The following is a 23,949-nucleotide window of genomic DNA, read 5'->3' as shown; positions in this document are numbered from 1 at the left end:
CGCAACTGGCCCGGGCGACGGAAGACCTGCACTGGACACCGGCCGGCATCCTGCACCGCCGCTTTCTCGGCTGGGTGCGATGAGCATCCTGCGGCCCGGGGACGAAAAGTTCCACTACAGCGACGGCTCCCACCGGTGGATCCCACCGAACCCGGACTACGACCAGGAAATCTGGGACGAGCAGGTCCGCCAGCACAATCAGGGCCACCTGAGAAACGAGCGCCCAAAGGTCCGCATCCAGCGCCTCGTCTGATGCCAGCAGTACAGCAGCGAAGTACAGCAGCGGTGCCAGCCGAACCGGACCGAGACGAGCGTCACCAGGCCCGTTGACCTCGCATCAAGCCTGATCCGACCCGCTCGCCGAGAGTTCACACCGAAGAGGTCACTGGTTCGATCCCAGTATCGCCCACTGTCCTCCTGTGCTCCTACTTTGCCGGACGTGAATGATGAGCTGACGTGAATCGACCGGATCATCGACCTGACCGGATGGCGTCACAAGCCTGAGGGTGGTGCCGGCTGGGAGCGGGTGGAGGCCGAGCTCGGCCTCGTCGGGCCTACTCTCCGCCCGGGCGGCCAGGGAGCATCTGTGCCTGCCACCAACCGGCGGTAGTCCGACATCATCAGCGGGCCAGGTCGGCGATGAGGTTGACGGAACCCGCCACGATCACCACACCGAACACGTACGACACGAAGGCATGGGACAGCACGCTGCCCCGGATCCGCCGATCGCTGATGGTCGTGTCCGATACTTGGTAAGTCATGCCGATCGTGAAGGCGACGTAGGCCAGGTCGCGGTAGGTGGTCTGCCCCTGCACAGGCTGGCCCTCGAAGCCGATCCCCCCGGTTGTTGATCGGAACTGCAGGTCGGCGTAGCGCAGGGTGAAGACCGTGTTGACAACGGTCCACGACAGCAGGACGGTCAGTAGTGCGACGCCGACGAACAGCACCCGCATGGAGCCGCCGTGCCGGCCGGCGAGGCTGAGAGCAACGCCGACACCGAGCAGGCTGGTGACGCCAGCCCCTACCAGCAGCACTGCGGCGGTTACCCGCGTCTCGTCCTCACGCATGGCGATCGTCTCGGTGTGGGAGCTGTCCGCTCGGATGATGACCGGCCAGATTGAGAGGAGGAAGGCGAGCGCGGCGGCGTCCCAGCCCCCGACCGCGGCCAACTCCCACGTCATGAACGGCAGGAGCGCGAGAGCGACAATGAGCCCGATCACGGCGACGATGACGGCTCGCCGCAGGGCAGGGGCGTGCCAGCCTAGGCATCGGTGAAACAACGTCTCCGGGGGCATACCGGTCATCGTCCGAGTGTCTCCCACCGCACCGCATTGCGTGCTCATAGCCGCGCAGAGCGAGCCCGTTGGTCACCTGGATGGCCCACTGATCCAGCAATCGGCATGCCTCTGCGCCGGTAGAGCAGTGCGACCCGACTGCATGCGAGCGAGCGGAACGTCCGCAACTGCCGCGATGCGCGCCCCCGTCGCGGACCGTGAAGGCCTCCGCGACGCGTCATGAGGGGATCGCCGGGCATCAGGTGGGACGCCAGTGTCAAGCATCTCCGGTGACGGAACACAGCCGCTGCCGACCTGTGTGGGACAACTTTCTGTACGTCTATCAAGGCGCCCTGAACGGGCCGCACGCGCCACCGCTGGGCGCGCGCCGCCGCTGCCGCTGTCGCTCTGCGGCCGTCAGTCTGATGCCCGGCGGCTGGCGTGGAAGGCGGGGGGCCCGGAGGGGCCGCCGCAGAACGACAGGCCGTTGACCGGTGGTGTGGCGGGCCCGGCAGCGGCTGTGGCGCGGCGGCCGTCGCAACGCCGCGCCGTATCCTGAACCGCCGCGACGCCGCCCTGCTACCGCTGCAACGCCCGGTAACGCCTGAGCAGAGTGGTGATCTTCTCGTAGTCCTTCGCGCCGTTCAGTTCATCGAGGAGCTCATCAGGGCACAGCTCGTAGAAGTCGCCCCACCAGCGGCGGGCCTTGTTGTCCCAGATGCGGTACCCGCCCGGTACCCCTCGGGCGACGTACCGTCTCCTGCTCACAAACCCCTCCCAGTGCACTCCTGGGCGGCAGCCTACGAGCACCAAGCGCGCACCGCGACCGGGCTTCTCTGCCCGGTCGCCTCACCTCGTCGGCAGACGAGCGCGCGAAGGTCCGCATTCAGCCGCTCGTCTGATGCCAGCAGTACAGCAGCGAAGTACAGCAGCGGTGCCAGCCGAACCGAACCGAACCGAGCGCCACCAGGCCGGTAGGGCAAGCTCAAGGCCCCTCAATCGAGGGGCTTGACTCGTATCTGCAGATCAGTCGTTTGCCGGAGGCAGCGAGAAGGCAGCAAAGGCTTCAGCACCCGGCGGTCGCGCTCAGCCGTCGAGTGGGTGTAGCGGCTCAAGGTGGTCAAACGTCTGCTTGTGTCCCATCACCTTCGCCACGTCGTTGGGATCAGCTGCTGCGTGGGGCGTACATGATGATGGTGACGCCGAGGAGGCAGATGGCCGCGCCGATGGTGTCGTAGCGGTCGGGGCGGAACTTGTCGACGATCATGCCCCAGGCGAGGGAGCCCGCGACGAAGACGCCGCCGTAGGCGGCGAGGATGCGGCCGAAGTTCGGGTCGGGTTGGAAGGTGGCGACGAAGCCGTAGCACCCGAGCGCGACGACTCCGGCGGCGATCCACAGCAGCCCTCGATTCTCCCGCCAGCCCTGCCAGACCAGCCAGGCGCCGCCGATTTCGGCGACCGCGGCGAGTAGGAACAGCAGAATTGAGCGGGCAACGGTCATGCGTCGGACGGTAGCTGGACCACGCGGCGGCCGTGCTGGTCGGGCTGGTCGCACGAGCAGTTGCCGCCGGAACAGCCGGCGGTGCGGGTACGTCTGCCGGCCCACCACCAGGACAGGCCGGCGAGCACGGCCAGGGCGATGGCGACACCGGGCATGAAGCGGTTGGCCGCGGCCCACCCGGCACCGCCGAGTCCGGCGGCCAGCAGCGGCGGCAGCACGCAGCAGGCGGCGCAGGCGGTCGCTGCGAGTCCCGTCATGCCGGAGGGGAGCAGGCGGCGCAGCCGGTCAGCAATGGTCGGCACGGTCATCTCCTTCGGCGAGCTCAGCAAATGGCAGGGGGCAGCAGGAGCTGCCGGCGCAGGCGATCAGGTCGTCACAGCCGGCCGAGATGGCGGCGCGCAGGGTGTCGCGGATGACGGTCAGGTCCGCCAGCTTCTGTTCCACCTCGACGAGCTTTTCGCCGGCCCGTGTCTGTAGGCCCGTGTCCGGTCGACTGCCGTGGTGGTGGCGGCCGGTGTCGAGCAGGTCGGCGACCTCGTTGAGGGTGAATCCGAGGCGTTGCGCGGTCTTGATGACCCGCAGCAGGGTCACCGACTCGACCGGGTAGAGCCGGTGCCCACCGGGGGACCGCTGCGGGGAGGTGAGCAGGCCGCGTCGTTCGTAGTAGCGCAGGGTCTGCACGTTCACCCCGGCCGCGTCGGCCAGTTGGCCGCTGCGCAGTCCTGCATCGGTCATCGCTCGCCCTGAGCTGACGCGGCACGCTCGGCGAGGCCATCGAGCACGTCGACGTGTGCCGCCGATACCCGCACGTCCAACGTCAGCGCCTCCGGGCCGGACCGGGACAGGTCGAAAGCGAAGAACGAGCAGCAGGACGACTCGCGGACCGTCAGGTCCCGCGCCGTCTCCTCTATCTGGACGGCACTGGCGAGGTGCAACCGCAGGTGCTCCGCCGACAACCGGTCGACACCCCGCACCGCATCGCGGAAGAACTGATCGAACTCGGCGAGCCGCAGCGGCCGTTCCGCCGTCGGCAGGGTGCAGGCATCCGGCACCCAGGCGCTGTCCGCCGTGATGTGTTGGTCGCTCATACCACGACGGTAAGCCTGTACCTGGGTACCAGATGCAAGCCCGATGCTGAAGGGCCGTGCGCCAGGGCGAGTGAACCAGGGTGCGGGGAGGCTGGCGGTGCTGATCATCTAGGGTGCTGCCATGATCGACTTTACCAACGGCGCCGTCTTCAAGCTGGGTCCGGGCAACGCGGACAAGATCGGCCCTCTGGTTGCGCCGCTGCTGATTCCGGGGGAGGAGCTGCTCTCCTGCTTCGAGGCGATGCGGGACTTCGTGGTCTTCACCAGCAAGCGGCTGATCGCCGTGGACGTGCAGGGCTTCAGCGGCAAGAAGCGCGACTTCACCTCTCTGCCCTACAGCAAGATCCAGGCGTTCTCCGTCGAGACGGCCGGCTCCTTTGATCTCGACGCCGAACTCGACCTGTGGTTCAGCGGGCTCGGCAAGGTCCGACTCGAGTTCAAGTCGAGCTGCGACATCCGAGCGGTCGGCCAGTTGGTCGCGACCCACGTTCTCTGAGAGGGACCAGCGGACCGCGTTCTACGGCCTGGCACACCAGGCACGGCCGTCGAGCAGCGAAACCGGCGAGCACGAGCGGACGACCGCGGACCCGCACATCACCTCCACCAGTCGACGCAGGTCAGCGTCCAGAAGTCCACGAGGGCCCGCCGCCGGGTAGGTCGGGGCGACCGAGGGGCTCGGAGCCGAGCCCTTCGGTCGCCCCGGCGAGCGAGGGCAGGTGCGCCCGCCCGGAACACGCTCACTCAGCGCATCGACCGGAAGCCCGCCCGCAGCTCCTGGACGAAGGCCTTCGGCTGCTCCCACGCCGCGAAGTGCCCGCCCTTGTCGAGCTGGTTGTAGCAGGAGGCCCAGATCGCCAGGCTGGCCAGAGACGGGCACACCAACTCGGAGATCGCCGCCCAGCTGTTCATCAGTCCACGCACGGTGGAGTGGCACCTCGGCAAGGTGTTCACCAAGCTCGGGGTCAGCCCTCGCAGACAGCTCCGCTCGGCGCTGTCCGCCCCGAAACCGGCGGCGCCACCGGCGTCACGACCCGTGGGCCACCGAGAAATCGCGGCGGGTCACTCGGCCGCGACCCGCGGGGCGAGACCTCGCCACCCACGCCCGTGAACCGTCCGGCCGTGGGGTGCGGATAACAGGTGACGCTTCCCGACTCCGCGAAGGGCCCTACATGAAGCACCTGCGACGAGTGAAGGATGTCGACGTCGGCGCGGTGACGGACGCCGCGATCATCGCGCGGTCCGTGCAGGAACCGGAGACCTTTTCGACGATCTTCGACCGGCACGCGCCGTACATCCATCGCTACCTGGCCCGGCGCCTCGGTGCGCCGGCCGCGGACGACCTGGTCGCTGAGACCTTCCTCGCGGCGTTTCGTCGTCGGGATCGATTCGACCTCAGCTGTCCGAACGCCCGGCCCTGGCTGTACGGGATCGCCACCAACATCGCCGGCCAGCACCGGCGGGCGGCGGAGCGCGAATACCGGCTACGGCAGGCGTACGTCCCGGCGACGAGCGAGGCGTCACATGCCGACCGGGTCGCCACCGTGGTGACCGCGCAATCGCTCCGCCGACTTCTCCTCGATGCGTTGGCCGTGCTCTCCGACGGAGATCGCGATGTGTTGCTGCTGATCGCCTGGGAGGGACTGACGTACGAGGAGGTTGCCGCCGCACTGGCGATCCCGGTCGGCACCGTGCGATCACGACTCAACCGAGCCCGCAGGCTGCTCCGTGAGCAGTTGGGCGGCGAACCGGCCAGCACGATCGAGGAGGCACTGAGCAATGGATGAGATGCGACTGCTCCAGCAGCTCGGCGACGAGACCGAGCTGCCGACGGCCGAGCGGTTGAGCGCGGCTCGCACCCGGCTGACGACCGCGATGACGGCGGAGTCGTCCGTACCCCTGACGCCGACCGTGCCCTCGACGCGTCCTCGGCCGAGGCGACCGGCCTGGCGGCTCGTGCTCAGCGGGGTGGTGTCGGCGGGCGCCGCGGCGGCGCTCGTTTCGGTACTGGTGCTCGCGCCGGACCGGTTCGGTGGCGACACGCCGGCCGCGCGGGCCGATGCCAGCCAGGTGCTCCGGAACGCGGCAACCGCCGCCCTGCGAGTGCCCGACGTCGAGCCCCGGCCCGATCAGTTCGTCTACTCACGCAGCCAGGAGGGACCGGGGACGCGGGAGAGCTGGATGTCGGTGGACGGAACCCGGGACGGTCTGGTCATCGAGACCTCTGCCACGGGCCGCACGGAAACAGTCGTGCCGGGCTGCCGGAACGGACGGGCGGCGGCGGTCAAGGGCGGCCAGGTGGTTCCGGGCGTGACCGCGCGGTGCACCCCGGCGCCGGCCTACCGCGCCGACCTGCCCACCGATGCCGACGCCATGCGGACCTTTCTGATCGAGCAGCGCAGCGGTGAACCGGGTGACGCCAATGCCGCCGGCAAGGACGTGCTCTACTACCTCACCGGCAGCTACCTACGCCCTCGAACCCTCGCGGCACTCTACGAGGCCGCGGCGACGACTCCGGACCTGCGAGCCGTGGAGCATGTCAAGGACGGCGCGGGTCGATCGGGCATCGGCATCAGCTGGCCATCGACTCGCGGCTCGGGCGAAATCGTGCTCGTCTTCCACCCCGAGACCTACACCTTCCTCGGCGTGGGCGGCTCGGCGGGATCGTCGGCCGTGCTTGCCCTGGCCATCGTCGACCGAGTCGGTCAGACCAGCTGAATTCCGTCTCACCGGGCGGGCCGCCTCGGCGCGCCCGCCCGGTCTCCGGATCTGACCGGGCGTTCGGGGAGCTTCCGTCAGCGCAGGCCGGCCACCCAGCGCGCATTGCGGACGAACGTGCGGCGGGTGGCGTCGGGGTCGTCGAGGAAGCAGCCGACCATGAGGGCGTCGCGCAGCATGGCGAGGGTCTCGGCCTTGGCGTCGACGTCGTCGCGGCCGGCCTCGGTGAGCAGGCGCCGCAGCTCGGCGTGGAACCAGGCACGGTGCTTGCTGATCACCTGGCGTACCGGGCTCTCGGGGTCGGGGAACTCGCCGGCCGCCTTGATGAACGGGCAGCCGCGCGTGTGGTGTCGGTAGGCGTCGTCGGCGACCCCTTCGATCGCCATCTCGAGCGCGTGGTCGGCGGAGACGGCGCGGCCGAGCCCTTCGTCCCAGAGCGCCCGGATCATCTGGTCCTCGCGTTCGAGGTACGCCACGACGAGCGCCTCCTTGCCGGCGAAGTGGCGATAGAGAGTGGCGCGGGTGACTCCGGCCTCCTGGAGGACGCGGTCGACCCCGACGCTGTTGATGCCGTCGTTGTAGAACAGCCGGCTCGCGGTCGCGAGGAGCTGCTCGCGGGGCGCCGGTCGCCTGGTGCTCGCCATCGTTGCATCCTACACCGCAGACCGATCGTTCTTTCTCTCACTCGGCTACGGCTTGCTGTTAAGCGGGCATTATGGCTAGCTTGGAGGGCGAAGAAAGAACGATCGTTCTTTCTCCCTGCACTCGTAGGAGTCATCGTGGCGACCCGCGTTCTCTTCGTACACGGCCTCTGGATCCACGCTCGCGCCTGGGATCCGTGGCTCGACCTCTTCCGCTCGGCCGGATTCGAGGCGGAGGCGCCGGGCTGGCCCGGTGACGGCGAGACCGTCACCCGGACGCGGCAGCAGCCGCAGCATGTCGCCGGCTACGGCGTCCGCGAGATCGCCGACCACTACACGCGGATCGCGCGGCTCGGCGAGCCGCCGGTCGTGATCGGGCACTCGTTCGGCGGGCTCATCGCCCAGAAGCTGCTCGCCTCGGGCGCGGCCCGGGTCGCGGTGGCGATCGACCCGGCGCCGATCAAGGGCGTCAGAGCGCTGCCGTTCGCGCAGGTCTGGTCGGCGTTGCCGGTGCTCCGCCGCAAGGCCAACCGCGACCGCGCGGTGATGCTCAGCCGCCGCCAGTTCCGGTACCGCTTCGGCAACGCGCTCAGCCGCGAGGAGTCCGACCAGCTCTACGACCGCTGGGCGATCCCCGGCCCGGGCCGGCCGATCTTCGACCTGACGGCGGCGAAGAAGGACCCGGCGTCCCCGGTTGCGGTCGACCTCGACGACCGGAACCGGGGGCCACTTCTGATCATCGGTGGCGGCCGGGATCACACCATCCCCGAGGTGGTGGCGCGGCAGGCGGCCGAGCTCTACCGGCCGGGCGGCAACACCGAGTACCGGAAGTTCGACGATCGCGGCCACTCGCTGGTCTTCGACAGCGGTTGGCGCGAGGTCGCCCAGCCCGTTCTCGACTGGGTGCGTACGCAGACCGCCTGAGCGGCGGCGGCTCAAAGGCCACTTCCTGGAAACGGGAGGTGGCCTTTCAGTCGACGCGGGGAAGCGTGATGGTGAATGTCGTCCCGACGCCGACCTCACTCGCGACCGTGATGGTGCCCTGGTGATCGGTGACGATCTGGCGGGCGATGGCGAGGCCGAGGCCACTGCCCCCGGTACGGCGGCCCCGTGCGGAGTCGGCCCGCCAGAACCGGTCGAACACATGCGGCAGCGCGTCCGCTGCGATTCCCGAGCCGGTGTCGACGACCCGGACGATCGCCTGCGTGTCGGTCCGGCTCGCGACCAGCCGGACGCTGCCGCCCGCAGCGGTCACCCGTAGGGCGTTGGTGACGAGATTGCCCACCACCTGGCGGAGCCGGTCGGGATCGGCGTGTACCGCAACCGGCTCGGCCGCCACGCGCAACGACACCCCGGCCGACTCCGCCCGGGCGTGGTGGGCGGTGCGGCAGGTCTCGAGGAGTTCGGCCAGATCCACCGTGACCCGGTGGTACGCCAGTTTGCCGGCCTCAGCCAGGGCCAGTTCCTGCAGGTCGTCGACGATGCGCTGTTGCAGCATCGCCTCTTCGTGCAGTGACGCGAAGAGATCCTGGTCCGGCGTGATCACGCCGTCGGAGAGCGCCTCGAGATAGCCGCGCAGGTTGGCCAGCGGGGTGCGCAGTTCATGTGCGACGTCGGCGACCAGCCGGCGTTGCCGCTCCTCCCCGCGCTGCAGGGAGTCGGCCATCCGGTTGAACGACCGGGCCAACTCCGCCAGCTCGTCGTTGCCCCGCACCGGGACCCGTCCGGTGAGGTCGCCCCGGCCGAGCCGCTGAGCGGCCGCGGTGAGCGTGTCGATGGGGCGCAGCACCCGCCGGCTCAGCAGCATCGTGCCGATGACCGCGACCGTCGCAACGCCCGCTGCCGCGGCGAGCAGTGGACCGGCGGTCAACACGGACGCCGGATCGCCGCGAGCGCCGAGGTAGACCCGGGCGGGTATCGGCGCGACGTCACTGATCTCGTTGGTGAAGGCCTGGGCCAGGCAGGAATCCAGTGGTTGCACCGTCGAGGTGCCACAGACCTGCACCCGCGCAGCGTCCACCAGGTCCCGGCCCGGCTCGGCCGCGACGTCGCGACAGCCGTCGACGATCTCGTTGACACCCCGGCGACCGCGCCCGTCGGCCTTGCTCAGGTCGGCGTCGAACTGCGGAACTCCCGTGCCGGTGGGTGAAGCGACGACAGGGACGGATTCCCGCGTCAGGCAGGCCGCGAACCGCACGCCGGTACGGTAGGCGGCGATCGCGGCGACCGTGCCTTTCTCCCGGCCTGCCGGCTCCGCTGGCAGTGCGGCCAGATTCAATACCGGCCGCGGGTCGACGAACCCGACCATCGTGCCGAGCGGCCGGGCGGTGCGGTTCTCCTGGGTGTCCGTGTCCACGATCACCTGGCCCGTGTCGGCGACCAGGTGGATCCGCTGACCGGTCTGGGCGCGCAGGTCCCGCACCAGGTCGGGCACGCCCTCCCAGGTGCCGTGCAGGCTGCCGTACGTCCTGAGTCGGGCGACGACCTGGTCGAGCTGCGCCCGGTCGGTGGTGGCCGAGTCGCTGATCTGTTGCGAGGCCTGCCGCAGGGTCAGCCACGCGGTCGCCGCGGTCGCGCTCACCGCGACGAGGACGACCAGCCAGAGCACCCGGAGCCGAAAACTCACCGGCTGGCTCCGGGCGTGCCCTCAGGCGTCGGCGCCGCCGCCAGTTCCGGCTCCGGTTCGGCGAGCCGGTAGCCACGGCCGTAGACGGTGTGCACGTACCGCGGCTCGGCAACGTCTTCCTCGATCTTGCGGCGGAGGTTCATCACGTGCGCGTCGACGGTGCGTTCGAGCACGAAATGATCGAATCCGAAGGCCCGGTCGATGATCTGCGCCCGGGTGAACACCCGCCCGGGCTCGCCGGCGAGCACCTCGAGGATGCCGAACTCCTTGGCCGTCAGGGCGACCGGCCGCCCGCCGACGCGTACCTCGAACCGGCCGGCATCCACCTCGAGGTCGCCGACGCGTAGCACCGCCCGGTTGTCGGCGCTCACCACCCGGGCCCGGCGCAGCAGCGCCCGTACCCGGGCGGCCAGCTCCCGCGGGCTGTACGGCTTGGTGAGGTAGTCGTCGGCACCGAGGTCCAGGCCCAGGAGCATGTCCTCCTCGGTGGTGCGGGCGGTCAGCAGCAGGATCGGGATGTCCGATTCGGCGCGCAGGATCCGGCACACGTCGAGGCCGTCGACGACCGGCATCATCACGTCGAGGACCACCAGGTCCGGCCGGCGGGCCCGGCACTGGTCCAGCGCGGTCCGCCCGTCGCCGACCAGCAGCACGCTGTGCCCCTCGCGTTCGAGATAGACCCGTACCAGGTTGGCCTGCTTGGGGTCGTCCTCGGCGACCAGGATCCGCGCGCTCATGTTTCCCCATTCTGCCTGGTGGTGGCGGGGGTCAAGTAAACCCGAAACCCGTGAAGAACTGATGTGGGCGGGCCCCGGAGAACGGCGAGCGGGATATCCGTACAGCTGGCCCACGGCTTCTTCAAAGGTTCTTCACCACCGGCTGCCTACCGTGCCAGTCATGTCAGTCAGGGGCCGGACATGATCTTCGAACCAGCACATCCAGGCCGCCGCGACGAGCAACAGCGGCGGGCGGTCCGGCGGCGGATCCGGGAGACGCTCGCGGTGCGCCGGGCCGCCGCTGTCGGCGGGCACGGGGCCGCCGAACCGCCGGATGAACCGCCCGTCGAACCCGAGGCTGCCGGGTGACGCCGGGTACGCGTGGTCGGCGCGCGGGGACCGGTGCGATAAACGAGAGCGTCCGGCTGGCCGAGGCCGTGATCGACCTCGCGGCGATCGCGGAGAACATCCGGACGATCGCGGCGATCGCACGTACCGGGCTGATGGCCGTGGTGAAGGCCGACGGGTTCGGGCACGGCGCGGTGCCGGTGGCGCGGGCTGCGGTGGGCGCCGGCGCCGCCTGGCTGGGCGTGACCTCGGCGACGGAGGCGGTGACGCTGCGATCGGCGGGCATCGACGCACCCGTCCTGAGCTGGCTGCACCGGCCGGACGAGGACTTCACCCGCCTGATCGCCGCGGGCGCGACATCGCGGTGTCGACCCTGACCCACCTGCGCGCGATCGCCGCCGCGGCCACGGATCTCGGTGTGCCCGCCGCGGTCCAGCTCAAGGCGGACGTCGGTCTGTCACGCAACGGTGCCGGCGGCGACGAATGGCCCGAGCTGGTCGCCTGGGCTCGCAAGCACGAGGCGGAGGGCAGCGTCCGGGTACGCGGGGTGTGGTCCCACCTGACGAACGCCGACGTGCCGGGCTGCCCGAGCATCGTCCGGCAGCTGTCGACGTTCCAGGAGGCGCTGCGGATCGCTCGGGAAACCGGGCTCGACCCCGACGTGGTGCATCTGGCGAACTCGGCGGCGGCACTGGCCGCCCCGCAGACCCGGTTCGATCTCTGCCGGATCGGCCTGGCCATGTACGGCGTCGACCCGTTCGGCGCGACCGGCTCCCGCCGTCACGGCCTGCGACCCGCCATGACCCTGCGGTCAAGGGTGATCAACCTGAAGCGCGTGCCCGCCGGTACCGGCGTGTCCTACGGCCCCGATCATGTGACCGATCGGCCGACCACGCTCGCCCTGCTGCCGCTCGGGTACGCCGACGGCCTGTCGCGCACCGCCGAGGGCCGCGCGTGGGTCTGGCTCGCCGGTCGGCGCTGCCCGATCGTCGGGCGCATCGCCATGGATCAGTGCGTCGTCGATGTGGGCGACCTGCCGGTGGCGCTCGGCGATCCGGTGGTCGTCTTCGGTCCCGGCGCCGAGCCCGGCTCGCCCGACCCGGCCGAGCCGACGGCCGCCGAGTGGGCGCGGTGGGCCGGCACCAACCCGCACGAAGTCTTGACCGGAATCGGCGCGCGAGTGGCGCGCGTACACCTACCCCGGGAAGCGGCAACATCATGACTGTTCGTCTGGCGGTGCTGTTCGGTGGGCGCAGCGGGGAGCACGACGTCTCCCGGCGCTCGGCGGAGAGCATCCTCGCCCACCTCGACCCCGCCGCCTACCAGGTGACCGAGGTGCTGATCGAGCGGGACGGCCAGTGGCGGGTGAACGGCGACCGGGCCACGTTCGCGCAGGCGCTGCGGACCCTCGGCGACCAGGACGTGGTGTTCCCGGCGCTGCACGGCCCGTACGGTGAGGACGGCACCGTCCAGTCGATGCTGGAGTGGCTCGGCGTCGCGTTCGTCGGAAATGGTGTCTTCGCCAGCGCCGCGGGGATGGACAAGCCGGTCACGAAGAGACTCCTCGCCGCCGACGGCCTGCGCGTGGCCGACGGGGTGACGCTGCGGCCCGACGAGGAGCTGTCGTCGCGGGATCAGGAGCGGCTGGGGCTGCCCGTCTTCGTCAAACCGCCCGGGCCGGTTCCAGCCTGGGAGTCTCCAAGGTCGAACAATGGGCGCAACTGCCCGCCGCCCTGCGGCTCGCGCGCGAGAGCGACGCGAAGGTTCTCGTCGAACGCGCCGTGCGCGGGCGCGAGATCGACGTCGCGTCCTCCAGCACCCCGACGGTCGCGTCGAGGCCGGGCCGCCGCTGGAGATTCGGGTGGCGAACGCTGCCTTCTTCGACTACGACGCCAAGTACGACGGCGGTGCCGTCTTCCACATTCCGGCCCGACTCGACCCCGGCACCGCCCGACTGCTGCAGGACCGGGCCGTGCAGGCGTTCCACGCGCTCGGCTGCCGTGGGCTGCTCCGCGTCGACTTCTTCCTCCCGGATCCGGACGCCGACCACGGCACAGGGTGGACCGGAGACCACCGGGAGCCGGTGATCAACGAGGTCAACACCTTCCCCGGATTCACCGCCGCCTCCCAGTACCCGCAGATCTGGCAGCGGGCCGGCGTCGGCTACCCGGCACTGCTCGACATCCTCATCCAGGGCGCACTGCACCGACGCGACACCGCCGCCCCCTGCCCGAGTCCCTGCTGATGGCCGTCTACACCGCGGAACATCTCCGTGGTCTCCGCATGATCGTCACGGGCGGCGGAACGGGCGGGCACACCTACCCGGCGCTGACCACGATCCGTACGCTCCGCGACCGGCTGGCGGCCGCCGGCACCGCACCGGACGTTCGCTGGGTGGGCGTCGCCCACGGACTGGAGGCCAGGATCGCCCGGCGGGAGGGCATTCCCTTCACGGCGATCACCACCGGAAAACTGCGCCGCTCGCCGAACCTGCACGAGTGGGGCCGCAACGTCGCCGACGCCTTCCGCGTGCCGGTCGGCGTCTTCCAGGCCATCATGGTCGTGGTGCGCACCCGGCCCGAGGTGGTCTTCTCCACCGGCGGATACGTCTCCGTCCCGATCGGGATCGCCGCCTGGATCACCCGCCGCCCGCTGGTCATGCACGAGCAGATCCTCGCGCTCGGGCTGGCGAACCGGATCCTCGCCCGCCTCGCCGACCGAGTCCTGCTGAGCCACGAGTCCTCCATCGAGCATCTGCCCGCCCGAGCGAGAACTCGCGCGGTGGTCACCGGCAACCCGATCCGGCCCGAGATCCTCACGGGCAACCGCGACCGGGCGCTCGCCGCGTACCACCTGGATCCGCGCCTGTCGCTGGTGTACGTCACCGGCGGCGCCCAGGGCGCCGTCCAGGTCAACAACCTGATCGCCGACATCCTCCCCGGACTCCTGCGGAGATGTCAGGTGCTGCACCAGTGCGGCGACCACTCCCTCGACCGGATGCGGCAGGTCGCGGCCGCCCTCCCGGAACACCTGCGTAGCAGGTACCGGGTCGTCGACTACGTTCACGGCGAGCTGCCCGACGTCCTGAGCGCGGCGGACATCGTCGTCGCGCGCAGCGGCGCCGGCACCGTCGCCGAACTCACCGCCCTCGGCAAGGCATGCGTCTTCATCCCGCTCGTCCCCACCGGCGGCGACGAACAGCGGCGGACCGCACGGCACCTCGCCGAGGCCGGTGCCTCCCGCATGCTCGCCGGCCCCGACGCCTCCGCCAACCGCCTCTACGAGGAGATCATGGTGCTGCTCGACCACCCGGAACGACGCCAGGAGCTGGCCAACGCCGCCCGTCGACACGGCCGGCCCCAGGCGGCCACGGCCGTGGCCAGCGCGATCATCGACGCCGCTGGGCGGTACCGGTCATGATCCTGCTGTCTGATCGGCGAATCTCGGCCATCCCGCTCGGCGACAACGGGGAGGCCCTGGTCGACGTACGCCAGGTCGCGGACCTTCGGGTGGACGACCGGCTGGCCGACGAGGCCGGCGCGTACGCGCACCTGCGCGAGGCGACGGTGCAGCGCCTGCTCGCCGCCCAGCGGACCCTGCCCGGAGGGCTGCGGCTGCTGGTCATCGAGGGGTACCGGCCGCTCAGCCTGCAGACGACCTACTTCGAGAGTTACCAGGACGAACTGCGCCGCAGGTACCCGGAGTGGGACTCGGCGCGCCGGCACGTGGAGGCCAGCAAGTACATCTCGCCGCCCGAGGTGGCTCCGCACAGTACCGGCGGGACGGTCGACCTCACCCTCTGTACGGCCGATGGGACCGAACTGGACCTGGGCACGATCGTCAACGCCAGCCCGGTGGACAGCGCCAACGCCTGCTTCACGGGATCACCCCACATCTCCCCGCAGGCCCGCACCAATCGCGACATCCTGGGCCAGGCGCTGTCGTCTGCCGGCATGGTCAACTACCCGACCGAATGGTGGCACTGGTCGTTCGGCGACCGCTACTGGGCGCTGAGCACCGGGGCCGCCCGGACCCGGTACGGGCCGGTGGATCTGCCGTGAAGCGGCAAGTCCTTTTGTGGCGCGGCTCGGAGTGCGAATCATGGGCGCTTGTGCGGCTCACAGCCAGGGTGGCGGACCCTCGAAGGTGAGGGCGTGCACGTCGAACAGGACCGCCGCCTCCACGCCCAGCGCCGGCCCGCCCTGACGGGCGCCCAGGTGAGAAGCGGTCCGGGTTCGGGGCCGGCCACGCCCAGGCCATTGGTGTACTCGGCGTGCGCGGCCAGCGAGGCGATACCGCGCTGCAGCGGCTCGCCGGTGACGTCCACGCCGTGGGTGGGGCGCTCGGCGCCGGCGAAGCAGACGTAGCGCACGCCGCCCCAGGGCGGTAGCCCCTCGTCCACCAGTTCTGGGAAGATCCACCGGTTGCCCGCGTCGCGGGCGGCATCCAGCGTGGCCAGCCCCACCGCTCGGTGGTCGGCCTGGTTGGTGATGCCGCCCGTCATCCGGACGGTGAAGGCGCCCGAGACGATGACCTCGGGCCGGTGCCGACGGATCGCCCGTACGATGTCGCGGCGCAGGTCCGGACCGTACTCGACGACCCCGTCGCGGTGGTCGAGGAACTCCACGACATCCACGCCGACCTCCCGGGCCCCGGCGCGCTGCTCCTCCTCGCGCAACGGGGCGGCCTGGTCCGGGTGCATTGCGTCGATTCCTGCGTCGCCCCGGGTGGCCAGCAAATAGGTGACCTGCTTGCCCTGTGCGGTCCAGCGGGCGATCGCCGAGGCTGCGCCGTACTCGATGTCGTCGGGGTGTGCGGCCACCGCGAGGCAGCGCTCCCAGTCCTCTGGCAGTGCCGGTAGAAGCTCATCCACGGTCCACACCGTATTCGCCTCTCCGCCGATCCGTCACCGCCGGACCGGCAACGTTGACCTCCGTCGAGCAGGCGATAATGAGCGGGTGGACTCCAGCCGGCTCCACCCGCAGGCGCGGGCGGCGATGCAGGTCCAGCAGCGTGTCCCGCTCACCCGGGCGACCCTGCCGGCGGCACGGCTCAGCATGGTCGAGGCGACTCCGGCCGAGGTGGGCGGCGGACCCGCGATCCGGTCCGTGGTGAGCGTCGACGCCGGCGGCGTGGCCGCCCGGCTCTACCGCGACGGCGATCACGATGCGCTGCCGGTGGTCCTCTATGCGCACGGTGGGGGCTGGGTGATGGGCAGCGTGGACACCCACGACGGGCTGTGCCGGCACCTGGCGGCCGCGTCCGGCTGGGCGGTGCTCTCCGTGGACTACCGGCTCGCCCCCGAGTATCCCTACCCGGCCGCGGTGGACGACATGGCGCGAGCGCTCACCTGGCTGCGCGGGCCCGGAGCGGCTCGGCACGGCCTCGACCCGGGCCGGATCGCGGTGGCCGGTGACTCCGCGGGAGGGCACCTTGCGGCGGTGACCGCTCGGCGCGCCCGGGATGCGGGGACCCGTCTTGCGGGCCAGATCCTCATCTGCCCGGTCATCGACCCTGCGGCCGACTATCCGGCACTGGACGAGTACGGCCTGGACCGGGAGGAGATGCGGTTCTTCTGGGACGCGTATGCCTCACCCGGCGTGGACCGTACCCAGCCGGATCTGGATCCACTGCGGGCCGACCTCACCGGCCTGCCCCCCGCCGTGGTCATCACCGCCGAGCTCGACCTGTTGTCCGTCGAGGGTGAACGGTACGGGGCCGGGCTGCTGGCGGCCGGCGTTCCCGTCACCGCATCGCGGTACCAGGGACTCATCCACAACTTCCCGCGGAAACTGGCCCTCTTCGACGCCGCCCATGTCGCCCTGGCCCAGTTGGCCGCCGCGCTCCACCGTTGGTGAAAGCGAGCCGGGCATCGACCAGACCGGCGAGATCCGGCCGCTCGACCTACCGCCCCGTTGGTCGTCGGCGACCTACGGGTTGGCCGCCCGGCGCGCGGCCCTCTGTCGCCAGGAAGCCGCCAGGAGGAGGACGGCCAGTACGACGGCGGCGCCGAGGCCGAGGATGGCCGTCAACGAGAACGATGGTCCTGCCTCAGCCTGACCGTGGCGCTCGCTTCTGACCTCGGTGATGGGACGGTCCTGCTTCTTCTCATCGGGGGTGACCAGGCGGCCGACCGACGCGTCTGGCGGGAGAGCGAAGCCCCAGTCCAGCAGGGCCGCCGCCTCGCCCAGGCTCCCCAGTGGCGCGGTCTCCGCGCCGAGCAGGGTCACGGCGAGCCGCCGGCCGTTACGTTCGGCCACCCCCACGTATGTCTGTCGCGCCAGGTCGGTGAAGCCCGTCTTCCCGCCGAGCGTCCCCGGGTAGTGGTCCAGCAGCGTGTTGTCGTGGGTGATGGAGAAGCCTGGCGTTCCCGGATTTGCCGGTATCTCCGCCACTCGGGTAGCGATGTATCGCCGGAAGTCTGCGCGGGCGTAGGTGGCGCGCGCGATCAGCGCCAGGTCGTACGCGCTGGTGTACTGACCGGGGCCGTCCAGGCCGGATGGTGTCGCCGCGTGGGTCTGGTTTGCGCCCAGCCGGTGTGCCTCGTCGTTCATCGCCTGCACGCCGCCCTGCCGCCCGGCGGTGCCGCCGCCGGCGCGGGCCAGCACGTTGGCCGCGTCGTTTCCTGATTTGAGGAGTAGCCCCAGCCACAGGCTCTCGACCGAGTAACGGCCGCCCTCGACCACCCCCATCACCGAACTGGCCGGATCGAGATCCCGCAGATCCGCCCGGGTCACCTCGACCACCTGTGCCGGGTCGAGGTGCGGCATCAGGGCCGCGGCCAGCAGCATCTTCTGCACGCTGGCGGCGTGCGGTGTTCGTGCGGGCCGCATCCACCCAGCACCGCGCCACTGTCGAGGTCGGCCACGACCCACGAGGTGGCGGTGACCGACGGCGCCATCGACGCGCCCGCGGGGATGGCCAGCCCCGCCGTCGCCAGCGTCTCACCGCCGACGGCCAGGTCGGCGGGACCGACCGGTGGCGGCGACGGTGCGGCGGGTGGGGGCACCGGCGGCCTCACGGTCGGGCAGGGCACGTACGGCGCGGACGCCGCCGACGTCGAGGACCCGACTGCCGCGCCGGGCGTGGTCAGTAGGGCGCTGAGCACCACGGCACTGATGCGAACGACGGTCATGTTAAAGCACGGTAACTGCTGACAAAGCAGGCGCAGGCCGGTTGCAGAAACGCGGCGAGGATTCCGGCCTTTGGACGCGCTGCGCTCTTTCGACCATCTTGTGCCGTTTCGCAAGACTGTCCGGGATAGTGGGCATATCCCGGTTGGTGCGTTGGTGACGAACCACCACAAAGTGGCGGGCATCAACTATCTAGACAACGCTGGACAGATACTCCCGACGTCGCTGCGGTTCGAACTTCTCGATCGCGTACCGCAGCATGACCCGCGGCATGACCCGGTACCGTCGGGCCAGAAACTTCTCTTCCGCTGCTCTGTCACGGTTGCCCACCTCGCGCAGCATCCAGCCCACCGCCTTCTGGACGAGGTCGTGCGGGTCGCGCAGGAGCCGTTCACTGAGGCGGAAGGTCCAATGGAAGTCGCCGGCCTTGATGAAGGCGAAAGTTGCCATGATGGCGATGCGCCGGTCCCACACCAGGCTCGACTCGGCCAACCGATCCAGGACGCTCCGATCCTTGTCGATCAGCCAGGGGCCGACGATGTACGGAGCGGATGAGTCCACCAGGTCCCAGTTGTTGAGGTGACCGGTGTTGGCCAGGACGATGCTGAAGATCTCGCCCCGTTCCTCGTCGTCGCCCTTGGTGAACTTTCGCACCAGGATGAACAGCGACGTCAGCCGCTCCTCGTGCACGCTGCTGGTCAGCAGCTTCGCCGTCTCGGCCAGGGAGAGGTCGCGCCAGTAGCGGGCGGCCACCCTGCGCTGTTCCGGCACGGAGACGCCGATGGCCGTGTCGCCCTCGCCGTACCCGCCTGGAGTCATCTGCAGGAACCGGCTCGATGCCTCCGCCCGCAGCGGGTCGGCGAGGCTGGCTAGTTCGTGACGGACGTCGGCGGTCGTGGCCATGACTGTGCAACCCTACTCGAACGCCTCGTCCGGGCCGGCCATCTGATCAGGAATCGAGAAGCGGCAGGCTGCGTCGGCCCTAGCCTTTTGCCAGGTAGCCGGCATCACGCCGAACCTACAAGGCAAAGGGGAGCCCGAGAGTGTCCGCGAAGAATTCCACCACCGTGTCCGACGGCTTCAGCCCCGAGGAGCGTGCCGCGATGAAGGAGCGCGCCGCCGAGCTGCGCGCCGAGGGCAAGAAGGGGACCAAGAAGGCCGACGGGCTGCAAGCGCTCCTCGACAGGATCGCGCAGATGGCGCCGGAAGATCGTGCGCTCGCCGAGCGGGTGCATGTGACGGTGACGGCTGCGCCCCGGAGCTGTCGCCGAAGACGTGGTACGGGATGCCCGCCTACGTGAACGAGGACGGCAAGGTTGTCGTCTTCTTCCAGGACTCGGGCAAGTTCAACTACCGGTACTCGACCCTGGGCTTCCAGGACACGGCCAACCTCGACGACGGAGACCTGTGGCCGGTGGCGTACGCACTGCAGAAGTGGAGCCCCGCGGTAGAGAAGAAGGTCGTCGAACTGGTGCAGGCCGCGGTCTCCTGATCCCCTGCGGGGCAGGCCTGCACCCGCACCGTGGACTTCAGGAGCTGCGCGGGACTGCCAGGCCGGATTCATAGGCGAGGACCACGAGCTGGGCGCGGTCGCGGGCGTGGAGCTTGGTCATGGCTCGGTTGATGTGGGTTTTCGCGGTCAGCGGGCTGATCACCATGCGGTCGGCGATCTGGTCGTTGGACAGGCCCTGGGCGACCAGGGCGACGGCCTCGCGTTCGCGGCCGGTCAGCTCGTCGAGCCCGGTGCCGGCGGCGGTGTGCAGCGGCTGGTTGACGTACCGGTTGATCAGCCGGCGGGTGATCGACGGTGCGAGCAGCGCGTCGCCGCGCGCGGCGACGCGTACGGAATGGAGGAAGTCTTCCGGTTGGATGTCCTTGACGAGGAATCCGGCCGCGCCGGCGCGCAGCGCGTTGAAGACGTATTCGTCCAAGCCGTAGTTGGTCAGGATGACGACGTGCACCCGGGCGAGGGTCGGGTCCGCGGCGATGCGCCGGGTCGCCTCGATGCCGTCGATGACCGGCATCTGAATGTCGATGAGCGCGATGTCGGGCAGGTGTTCCCGGGCCAGCGCCAGGCACTCGCTCCCGTCGGCGGCCTCGGCCACCACCTCGATGTCGTCCTCGAGGTCGAGGAGCGCGCGGAATCCGCTGCGAATGAGCGGCTGGTCGTCGACCAGCAGGACACGGATCATGATGTCTGGTCCACGGGGAGTTCGGCCTGGACGGTGAAGCCCCCCTCGCTGCGCGGCTCCGCGCGCAGGCGACCGCCGAGGGCGGTGACCCGTTCGCGCATCCCGAGCAGCCCGACGCCGGGCATCGGCGCACTGTCCGGCGTGGCCTTGCCGTCGTCGTCGACCTGGATGGCGAGCACGTCGGGTCGCAGTCGATCCGGACCGACGCGGTAGCCGCGGCGGCGTGACGGGTGATGTTGGTGAGCGACTCCTGAACGATCCGGTAGGCGGTCCGGCCCACCGCGGCCGGCACGTCGTGCCGCTGTCCCTCGATCGTCAGCGTCGCCTCCAGGCCGGTCCTGCCAGCCCGCTCCACCAGCTCCGGGATGTGGTCGAGCCCGTGTGGCGGGGTGGTGTCGTCGTCGCGCAGCGCCTCCAGGGTCGCTCGCAGCTCCCGGGCCGCCTCACGACCGGCCTCGCGGATCGCCAGCAGGGCCTCCGGCACCGGTTCACCCCGCTTGCGGGCCACGTGGACGGCGACTTCGGCCTGCACCTTGATGACCGAGATCTGGTGGGTGAGCGAATCGTGCAGCTCCCGCGCGATGTGCAGCCGCTCCTCATCGGCGCGACGCCGTGCGGTCTCCTCCCGGGTGCGCTCGGCTTCGTCCGCCCGCCGCTCGGCCTGCCGCAGCGCCTCCCCGGCGGCGCCGGCAGCGATCAGCCAGGCGATTTCGAGGGCGCCTCGGGCCTGCGCGAACGCCTCGCCCGTGTCGTGCAGGCCCGAAGCCAGGGCCGCCAGGGGGAGAGCGGCCAGCAGGGTCACGCTCGCCGCCACCGTGACGATGCGGTGCCCCGCCCGCACGGCTGCGTACACCGCGAAGAGGTACGCGACGGCAGGCACGTCGAAACCGGCCGCCTGGTAACCCACCGCGCACAACCCGGTCACGGCCAGCACGGGAACCGGAGCCCGGCGACGCGCCGCGAGCGCCACCCCACCCGCCGCCAACAACGTGTAGCCGAGCAGGTCGACGTTCGTGGCGGACTGCTGCTCGGACAGCCCGGCGGCCAGCAGCGCCGCCGTCACGCCGACGGCAATCGCCCAGTCTCGGACCCCGGCCGGGACACCGAACCGTCCTCTGTCCATGCGCGCACCCTAACCGGACGCCGGTGCGAGGGAATCCCGCTCGCGGACGAGTGGCGGTATACCGCGCCCGCAGTACCTTCGCGGCGCCTGCGGCAGCCGCGGCAGCCGGCTACGGCATCGGCGGCAGCGCGAACTGTCTGCGCCCGCACGACGACCGGCGGTGGGTCCAGCGGACAGGATCAGGCGACGTCCAGTCGTCAGAGGAGAAGGAGCACCTCATGTCCGTCCGTCACCTGCTTGCCGCCGCCGAAGCCGCCATGTTCGGAGATTTCGGGCCTGCCACACCGTCGGCCGCGCACGCTCTGGTCCAGCCGGTCGCCGTCAGTTCCTACACCCTGACCGCCGGGCGTCTCTGGTCCCTGGTGGCCGCGCTGCTCGGGCTGGTCGGCGTGGTCATCGGTGGGCTGGCGCTGGCCCGCTCCGCCGGTCGTATCGGCACCGGGAAGAGGGTGGCCATCGTGGCCCTGGCGGCGGGGTTGGCCGCCGTGGTGATCGGCGGGCTGGTGGTGGCTGGCGCCGATGGTGGTCCCGGTACCGGTGGCGGAATTGTCGGCGGCTTCGTGGCCGTGGTGGTGGGCCTGATCGCCATGGCCCTCGGCGGGCTGGGTCTGGCCCGCGCCCGCCGCGCTGGCTGACTGAGCCTCCGCACACCGGCACGAAGGCCGGCGGATCTCTTCACGGCGGGCTGTGGTCAGGTGGTTGGCGTGGTGGACGTGTGGGCGGGTTGGAACAACTCGATCAGGTTGCCGGCGGGGTCGGCGAGCAGGATCTGCCGCCCGCCGGGCCCGGAGACCGGCTCGCTGCGGAACGACAGCCCCGCGCCACGGAGTCGGTCGATCTCAGCGTTCAGGTCGTCCACAGTGAGGTGGATGCGGTTGCGGCCCGGGCTGGTGGCGTCCTGGGGAGTGGCTCGGGCGCCGGAACTGGCTGGCCCGGACAGCAGTAGCCGTAGCGGGCCGCGCAGCACGTCAGCGAAGGCGGGCGCGGCGCTGGTGTTGAGGGTGAAGCCGAGATGGGTGGTGTAGAAGTCGACGGCCGTCTGGACGTCATCAACGAGGTAACGGACGTTGGCGTACTGGTCGGATGCTGTCACGACTGAATCTCCTTCAAGAGTGGCTGGCGGTGAGCACGGCCAGCAGGTGCCTGACGCGGGTGTCGATGTCGGTCGTGATGTGCTGGAAGGCGGGGTAGCTGGTCTGATCGGTGCTGCCGGCCGTGGCGGGGTCGGGGATGCTCCAGTGCACCCGCCGGGGATGGTCCGGAAAGTCGGGGCAGGCCTCGCGGGCCTTGTCGCACAGGCTGATCACGTAGTCGAACCGGCTGCCGGTCACCGTGTCCAAGTGCCGGGGGTGCTGGCCGGTGATGTCGATGCCGAACTCCTCATGTAGGACCCGGATGGCGTTGGGATGATGGCGGGGCTTGGGCTGACTGCCGGCGCTGGCCACCTCGACCTGGCCGCCGGTGCGGTGGCGTAGCAGGGCCTCGGCGATCGGTGAGCGGGCGCTGTTGCCTGTGCAGACGAACAGCACTCCGACGCCGGGCGGGCGCCGCAGGTCCACCGGTGGGTGCGGTGCGGGCTCCCGGCGCAGCGCCGGGTGTAGCGCGGCGCCGGTGTCGGCCAGCGCATTTGTGCAGCGGTCCAGATCCAGGTGGTAGTAGCTGTCGCGGCCGTCGAAGCTGCTGCGCGTGGCCGTGACCAGCCCGCCGTCACGCAGCAGCCGCAGATGGTAGGAGACCAGGTTCTGAGGCTCGCCTACCAGCGCCACGAGTTCCCGGACGCGGTAGTCGCTGTTGGCGAGCTCGGTCAGCAGCCGCCACCGCAGCGGATGGGCGGCCAAGCGCACGAACGCCGGGGGAGCTTGACTCGACAGCGCCATGATCACCATGATACATCAAACCGACTTGATGGAATAGCAGATCGACTGTGGATGGTCGGCGCGAAAGGCGAGTCGGTCGACGATGGTGCCCGTTGCGACCGGGCCGCCGGGAGGACTCGGCGCCGGGCATCGCGTAGTCCGGTCCGGCGGAGACCGGCAGGGCGCTCCGCTTCCCTGCGGAGCCCTGGCCGGCCTCGTGTCCGGTCAGGGCTCCGCAGTCGTCCGGCGAGGGACGTCGCCACGTCTCCGGGATCCAGACCAAGCTGGACGCCCGCAACCGGGTCGAGATTGCCGCGTGGGCGTGGGAGAACCGCATCGTGCAGAGCGCTTGAGGAACAGGACCGGAGGCTCCACGGTGAAGTGACGTGACCGGGACGGGTCTTCGGTCAGCGTCCGAGCCGGCAGTGCGGGACCAGTCGGGACGGCGGCCGGGCGGACCGGCCGGCGCCGACCAGGGCCACGTCGAGGAAGGCGCCGACCCCGACCTGCGCCACGAGGGCCAGGTGCGTGATCAACAGCAGCCGACGCGTCGTCTCCTCCGGATCACTGGGCGTCGCCACCGGTCGCGCATGGTCGCGCCGGGAGAGGAAGGCGAGCAGGCTCGGGTCCGCCCGTGCCCACGGCGCGAGCCCCGCTCCGGGCGGCACCGGGAGCGGCCAGTGGACAGACCCGGGCGGGCCGAGTTCCTCGGCCAGTAGTTCGGCGGTGTGGTCGA

29 protein-coding genes and 4 pseudogenes are annotated in these 23,949 nt (G+C 70.6%); 14 read left to right on the top strand and 19 right to left on the bottom strand.

Annotation, left to right across the window (positions count from 1 at the left end; all coding sequences use genetic code 11):
- Nucleotides 1-253, top strand: a 253-nt coding sequence (locus JNW89_RS05070) for a hypothetical protein (protein ID WP_238447730.1), incomplete at its 5' end; no start/stop codon positions are given.
- A 367-nt stretch (nucleotides 254-620) separates the two neighbouring features.
- Here the strand turns inward: JNW89_RS05070 and JNW89_RS05065 are convergent.
- The 6 genes from JNW89_RS05065 to JNW89_RS05040 form a co-directional block, all read right to left on the bottom strand.
- Entirely contained in the window at nucleotides 621-1,304 is a 684-nt protein-coding gene (locus JNW89_RS05065) for a DUF1345 domain-containing protein (RefSeq protein WP_238447731.1), read from the bottom strand.
- A 549-nt stretch (nucleotides 1,305-1,853) separates the two neighbouring features.
- Nucleotides 1,854-2,042 (bottom strand): hypothetical protein, encoded by a 189-nt coding sequence (locus JNW89_RS05060; RefSeq protein ID WP_238447732.1) that lies wholly within the window; start codon nucleotides 2,040-2,042, stop codon nucleotides 1,854-1,856.
- A 397-nt stretch (nucleotides 2,043-2,439) separates the two neighbouring features.
- Nucleotides 2,440-2,775, bottom strand: a complete 336-nt coding sequence (locus tag JNW89_RS05055; RefSeq protein ID WP_238447733.1) for a YnfA family protein — start codon at nucleotides 2,773-2,775, stop codon at nucleotides 2,440-2,442.
- Nucleotides 2,772-3,077, bottom strand: a complete 306-nt coding sequence (locus tag JNW89_RS05050) for a hypothetical protein (protein WP_238447734.1) — start codon at nucleotides 3,075-3,077, stop codon at nucleotides 2,772-2,774. The genes JNW89_RS05055 and JNW89_RS05050 overlap by 4 nt, the downstream gene beginning before the upstream one ends.
- Complete coding sequence (locus JNW89_RS05045; protein WP_238447735.1) at nucleotides 3,061-3,510, bottom strand: MerR family transcriptional regulator; 450 nt, start codon at nucleotides 3,508-3,510, stop codon at nucleotides 3,061-3,063. The genes JNW89_RS05050 and JNW89_RS05045 overlap by 17 nt, the downstream gene beginning before the upstream one ends.
- Entirely contained in the window at nucleotides 3,507-3,863 is a 357-nt protein-coding gene (locus JNW89_RS05040; protein ID WP_238447736.1) for a hypothetical protein, read from the bottom strand. The genes JNW89_RS05045 and JNW89_RS05040 overlap by 4 nt, the downstream gene beginning before the upstream one ends.
- 121 nt (nucleotides 3,864-3,984) lie before the next feature.
- Between JNW89_RS05040 and JNW89_RS05035 the strand changes: the two genes are divergently transcribed.
- Nucleotides 3,985-4,359, top strand: coding sequence for a PH domain-containing protein (locus JNW89_RS05035; RefSeq protein WP_238447737.1), 375 nt, complete (start codon nucleotides 3,985-3,987; stop codon nucleotides 4,357-4,359).
- Nucleotides 4,360-4,604: 245 nt separating this feature from the next.
- Here JNW89_RS05035 and JNW89_RS38560 read toward each other — a convergent pair whose 3' ends face one another.
- The gene (locus JNW89_RS38560; protein ID WP_375155042.1) at nucleotides 4,605-4,784 is read right to left on the bottom strand and encodes a hypothetical protein; all 180 of its coding nucleotides are present in this window, start codon (nucleotides 4,782-4,784) and stop codon (nucleotides 4,605-4,607) included.
- Between JNW89_RS38560 and JNW89_RS38555 the strand changes: the two genes are divergently transcribed.
- The 3 genes from JNW89_RS38555 (at nucleotide 4,714) to JNW89_RS05020 (ending at nucleotide 6,578) form a co-directional block, all read left to right on the top strand.
- Complete coding sequence (locus JNW89_RS38555; protein ID WP_375155049.1) at nucleotides 4,714-4,971, top strand: helix-turn-helix transcriptional regulator; 258 nt, start codon at nucleotides 4,714-4,716, stop codon at nucleotides 4,969-4,971. The genes JNW89_RS38560 and JNW89_RS38555 overlap by 71 nt on opposite strands.
- 61 nt (nucleotides 4,972-5,032) lie before the next feature.
- Nucleotides 5,033-5,647, top strand: a complete 615-nt coding sequence (locus tag JNW89_RS05025) for an RNA polymerase sigma factor (protein ID WP_238447738.1) — start codon at nucleotides 5,033-5,035, stop codon at nucleotides 5,645-5,647.
- Complete coding sequence (locus JNW89_RS05020) at nucleotides 5,640-6,578, top strand: CU044_5270 family protein (RefSeq protein WP_238447899.1); 939 nt, start codon at nucleotides 5,640-5,642, stop codon at nucleotides 6,576-6,578. The genes JNW89_RS05025 and JNW89_RS05020 overlap by 8 nt, the downstream gene beginning before the upstream one ends.
- A gap of 77 nt (nucleotides 6,579-6,655) precedes the next feature.
- Here the strand turns inward: JNW89_RS05020 and JNW89_RS05015 are convergent, their stop codons facing one another.
- Nucleotides 6,656-7,222: a TetR/AcrR family transcriptional regulator gene (locus JNW89_RS05015; RefSeq protein WP_238447739.1), complete on the bottom strand. Its 567-nt coding sequence runs from the start codon at nucleotides 7,220-7,222 to the stop codon at nucleotides 6,656-6,658.
- 135 nt (nucleotides 7,223-7,357) lie between these two features.
- Here JNW89_RS05015 and JNW89_RS05010 point away from each other — a divergent pair, with 135 nt between their 5' ends.
- The gene (locus JNW89_RS05010) at nucleotides 7,358-8,143 is read left to right on the top strand and encodes an alpha/beta hydrolase (RefSeq protein ID WP_238447740.1); all 786 of its coding nucleotides are present in this window, start codon (nucleotides 7,358-7,360) and stop codon (nucleotides 8,141-8,143) included.
- 46 nt (nucleotides 8,144-8,189) lie between these two features.
- Here the strand turns inward: JNW89_RS05010 and JNW89_RS05005 are convergent, their stop codons facing one another.
- Both JNW89_RS05005 and JNW89_RS05000 read right to left on the bottom strand, forming a co-directional pair.
- Nucleotides 8,190-9,845 (bottom strand): cell wall metabolism sensor histidine kinase WalK, encoded by a 1,656-nt coding sequence (locus JNW89_RS05005; RefSeq protein WP_238447741.1) that lies wholly within the window; start codon nucleotides 9,843-9,845, stop codon nucleotides 8,190-8,192.
- Nucleotides 9,842-10,582, bottom strand: coding sequence for a response regulator transcription factor (locus tag JNW89_RS05000; RefSeq protein ID WP_238447742.1), 741 nt, complete (start codon nucleotides 10,580-10,582; stop codon nucleotides 9,842-9,844). The genes JNW89_RS05005 and JNW89_RS05000 overlap by 4 nt, the downstream gene beginning before the upstream one ends.
- 344 nt (nucleotides 10,583-10,926) lie before the next feature.
- On the opposite strand from JNW89_RS05000, the pseudogene alr reads away from it, so the two are divergent.
- From alr to JNW89_RS04970, 4 genes and pseudogenes are all read left to right on the top strand, one after another.
- Nucleotides 10,927-12,131 (top strand): annotated as a pseudogene (gene alr, locus JNW89_RS04990) (alanine racemase).
- Nucleotides 12,128-13,154, top strand: a pseudogene (locus JNW89_RS04980) (D-alanine--D-alanine ligase family protein). Before alr ends, JNW89_RS04980 begins: the two co-directional pseudogenes overlap by 4 nt.
- The gene (locus JNW89_RS04975; protein WP_238447744.1) at nucleotides 13,154-14,329 is read left to right on the top strand and encodes a glycosyltransferase; all 1,176 of its coding nucleotides are present in this window, start codon (nucleotides 13,154-13,156) and stop codon (nucleotides 14,327-14,329) included. Before JNW89_RS04980 ends, JNW89_RS04975 begins: the two are co-directional and overlap by 1 nt.
- Nucleotides 14,326-14,970: a M15 family metallopeptidase gene (locus JNW89_RS04970; protein WP_238447745.1), complete on the top strand. Its 645-nt coding sequence runs from the start codon at nucleotides 14,326-14,328 to the stop codon at nucleotides 14,968-14,970. The genes JNW89_RS04975 and JNW89_RS04970 overlap by 4 nt, the downstream gene beginning before the upstream one ends.
- A 38-nt stretch (nucleotides 14,971-15,008) precedes the next feature.
- Here JNW89_RS04970 and JNW89_RS04965 read toward each other — a convergent pair whose 3' ends face one another.
- Nucleotides 15,009-15,782: a PIG-L deacetylase family protein gene (locus JNW89_RS04965; protein WP_238447896.1), complete on the bottom strand. Its 774-nt coding sequence runs from the start codon at nucleotides 15,780-15,782 to the stop codon at nucleotides 15,009-15,011.
- An 85-nt stretch (nucleotides 15,783-15,867) separates the two neighbouring features.
- Between JNW89_RS04965 and JNW89_RS04960 the strand changes: the two genes are divergently transcribed.
- Nucleotides 15,868-16,767, top strand: a complete 900-nt coding sequence (locus JNW89_RS04960; RefSeq protein ID WP_238447747.1) for an alpha/beta hydrolase — start codon at nucleotides 15,868-15,870, stop codon at nucleotides 16,765-16,767.
- A 72-nt stretch (nucleotides 16,768-16,839) separates the two neighbouring features.
- Here JNW89_RS04960 and JNW89_RS04955 read toward each other — a convergent pair.
- Together JNW89_RS04955 and JNW89_RS04945 are read right to left on the bottom strand one after the other, a co-directional pair.
- Nucleotides 16,840-18,044: pseudogene (locus JNW89_RS04955) on the bottom strand (D-alanyl-D-alanine carboxypeptidase family protein).
- A 190-nt stretch (nucleotides 18,045-18,234) separates the two neighbouring features.
- A complete protein-coding gene (locus JNW89_RS04945; RefSeq protein WP_238447749.1) occupies nucleotides 18,235-18,945 on the bottom strand; it encodes a DNA alkylation repair protein in 711 nt (236 codons plus the stop codon).
- Between the two features lie 140 nt (nucleotides 18,946-19,085).
- Between JNW89_RS04945 and JNW89_RS04940 the strand changes: the two genes are divergently transcribed.
- Nucleotides 19,086-19,343, top strand: coding sequence for a hypothetical protein (locus tag JNW89_RS04940; protein ID WP_238447895.1), 258 nt, complete (start codon nucleotides 19,086-19,088; stop codon nucleotides 19,341-19,343).
- Nucleotides 19,328-19,534 (top strand): hypothetical protein, encoded by a 207-nt coding sequence (locus JNW89_RS04935; RefSeq protein ID WP_238447894.1) that lies wholly within the window; start codon nucleotides 19,328-19,330, stop codon nucleotides 19,532-19,534. The genes JNW89_RS04940 and JNW89_RS04935 overlap by 16 nt, the downstream gene beginning before the upstream one ends.
- A 37-nt stretch (nucleotides 19,535-19,571) precedes the next feature.
- Here the strand turns inward: JNW89_RS04935 and JNW89_RS04930 are convergent, their stop codons facing one another.
- From JNW89_RS04930 to JNW89_RS04920, 3 genes and pseudogenes are all read right to left on the bottom strand, one after another.
- Nucleotides 19,572-20,234 carry a response regulator transcription factor gene (locus tag JNW89_RS04930; protein WP_238447751.1) on the bottom strand — a complete coding sequence of 221 codons (663 nt, stop codon included), beginning with the start codon at nucleotides 20,232-20,234 and terminating at the stop codon, nucleotides 19,572-19,574.
- Nucleotides 20,231-20,413, bottom strand: coding sequence for a hypothetical protein (locus JNW89_RS04925; protein WP_238447893.1), 183 nt, complete (start codon nucleotides 20,411-20,413; stop codon nucleotides 20,231-20,233). Before JNW89_RS04925 ends, JNW89_RS04930 begins: the two co-directional genes overlap by 4 nt.
- Before the next feature lie 278 nt (nucleotides 20,414-20,691).
- Nucleotides 20,692-21,357, bottom strand: a pseudogene (locus JNW89_RS04920) (histidine kinase dimerization/phosphoacceptor domain-containing protein); the annotation flags it as partial.
- Between the two features lie 218 nt (nucleotides 21,358-21,575).
- Between JNW89_RS04920 and JNW89_RS04915 the strand changes: the two are divergent.
- Nucleotides 21,576-21,992 carry a DUF6223 family protein gene (locus JNW89_RS04915; RefSeq protein WP_238447753.1) on the top strand — a complete coding sequence of 139 codons (417 nt, stop codon included), beginning with the start codon at nucleotides 21,576-21,578 and terminating at the stop codon, nucleotides 21,990-21,992.
- A 56-nt stretch (nucleotides 21,993-22,048) separates the two neighbouring features.
- Here the strand turns inward: JNW89_RS04915 and JNW89_RS04910 are convergent, their stop codons facing one another.
- The 3 genes from JNW89_RS04910 to JNW89_RS04895 form a co-directional block, all read right to left on the bottom strand.
- Nucleotides 22,049-22,450 (bottom strand): VOC family protein, encoded by a 402-nt coding sequence (locus tag JNW89_RS04910; RefSeq protein ID WP_238447754.1) that lies wholly within the window; start codon nucleotides 22,448-22,450, stop codon nucleotides 22,049-22,051.
- Nucleotides 22,451-22,463: 13 nt separating this feature from the next.
- On the bottom strand, nucleotides 22,464-23,234 hold the full coding sequence (locus JNW89_RS37275; protein ID WP_305070496.1) for an ArsR family transcriptional regulator: 771 nt from the start codon (nucleotides 23,232-23,234) through the stop codon (nucleotides 22,464-22,466).
- 386 nt (nucleotides 23,235-23,620) lie between these two features.
- The coding region (locus tag JNW89_RS04895; protein ID WP_238447892.1) for a hypothetical protein at nucleotides 23,621-23,949 on the bottom strand (329 nt) is incomplete at its 5' end.

This window comes from Micromonospora sp. 4G55 (genome assembly GCF_016803375.1).
This window is presented reverse-complemented; position numbering and strand designations above follow the sequence as displayed.

Coding starts and splice junctions, on each gene's coding strand:
- JNW89_RS05065 (WP_238447731.1), bottom strand. CDS start 1,304: ATGACCGGTATGCCCCCGGAGACGTTGTTTCACCGATGCCTAGGCTGG.
- JNW89_RS05055 (WP_238447733.1), bottom strand. CDS start 2,775: ATGACCGTTGCCCGCTCAATTCTGCTGTTCCTACTCGCCGCGGTCGCC.
- JNW89_RS05045 (WP_238447735.1), bottom strand. CDS start 3,510: ATGACCGATGCAGGACTGCGCAGCGGCCAACTGGCCGACGCGGCCGGG.
- JNW89_RS05040 (WP_238447736.1), bottom strand. CDS start 3,863: ATGAGCGACCAACACATCACGGCGGACAGCGCCTGGGTGCCGGATGCC.
- JNW89_RS05035 (WP_238447737.1), top strand. CDS start 3,985: ATGATCGACTTTACCAACGGCGCCGTCTTCAAGCTGGGTCCGGGCAAC.
- JNW89_RS05025 (WP_238447738.1), top strand. CDS start 5,033: ATGAAGCACCTGCGACGAGTGAAGGATGTCGACGTCGGCGCGGTGACG.
- JNW89_RS05020 (WP_238447899.1), top strand. CDS start 5,640: ATGGATGAGATGCGACTGCTCCAGCAGCTCGGCGACGAGACCGAGCTG.
- JNW89_RS05015 (WP_238447739.1), bottom strand. CDS start 7,222: ATGGCGAGCACCAGGCGACCGGCGCCCCGCGAGCAGCTCCTCGCGACC.
- JNW89_RS05000 (WP_238447742.1), bottom strand. CDS start 10,582: ATGAGCGCGCGGATCCTGGTCGCCGAGGACGACCCCAAGCAGGCCAAC.
- JNW89_RS04975 (WP_238447744.1), top strand. CDS start 13,154: ATGGCCGTCTACACCGCGGAACATCTCCGTGGTCTCCGCATGATCGTC.
- JNW89_RS04970 (WP_238447745.1), top strand. CDS start 14,326: ATGATCCTGCTGTCTGATCGGCGAATCTCGGCCATCCCGCTCGGCGAC.
- JNW89_RS04945 (WP_238447749.1), bottom strand. CDS start 18,945: ATGGCCACGACCGCCGACGTCCGTCACGAACTAGCCAGCCTCGCCGAC.
- JNW89_RS04935 (WP_238447894.1), top strand. CDS start 19,328: ATGCCCGCCTACGTGAACGAGGACGGCAAGGTTGTCGTCTTCTTCCAG.
- JNW89_RS04930 (WP_238447751.1), bottom strand. CDS start 20,234: ATGATCCGTGTCCTGCTGGTCGACGACCAGCCGCTCATTCGCAGCGGA.
- JNW89_RS04915 (WP_238447753.1), top strand. CDS start 21,576: ATGTCCGTCCGTCACCTGCTTGCCGCCGCCGAAGCCGCCATGTTCGGA.
- JNW89_RS37275 (WP_305070496.1), bottom strand. CDS start 23,234: ATGGCGCTGTCGAGTCAAGCTCCCCCGGCGTTCGTGCGCTTGGCCGCC.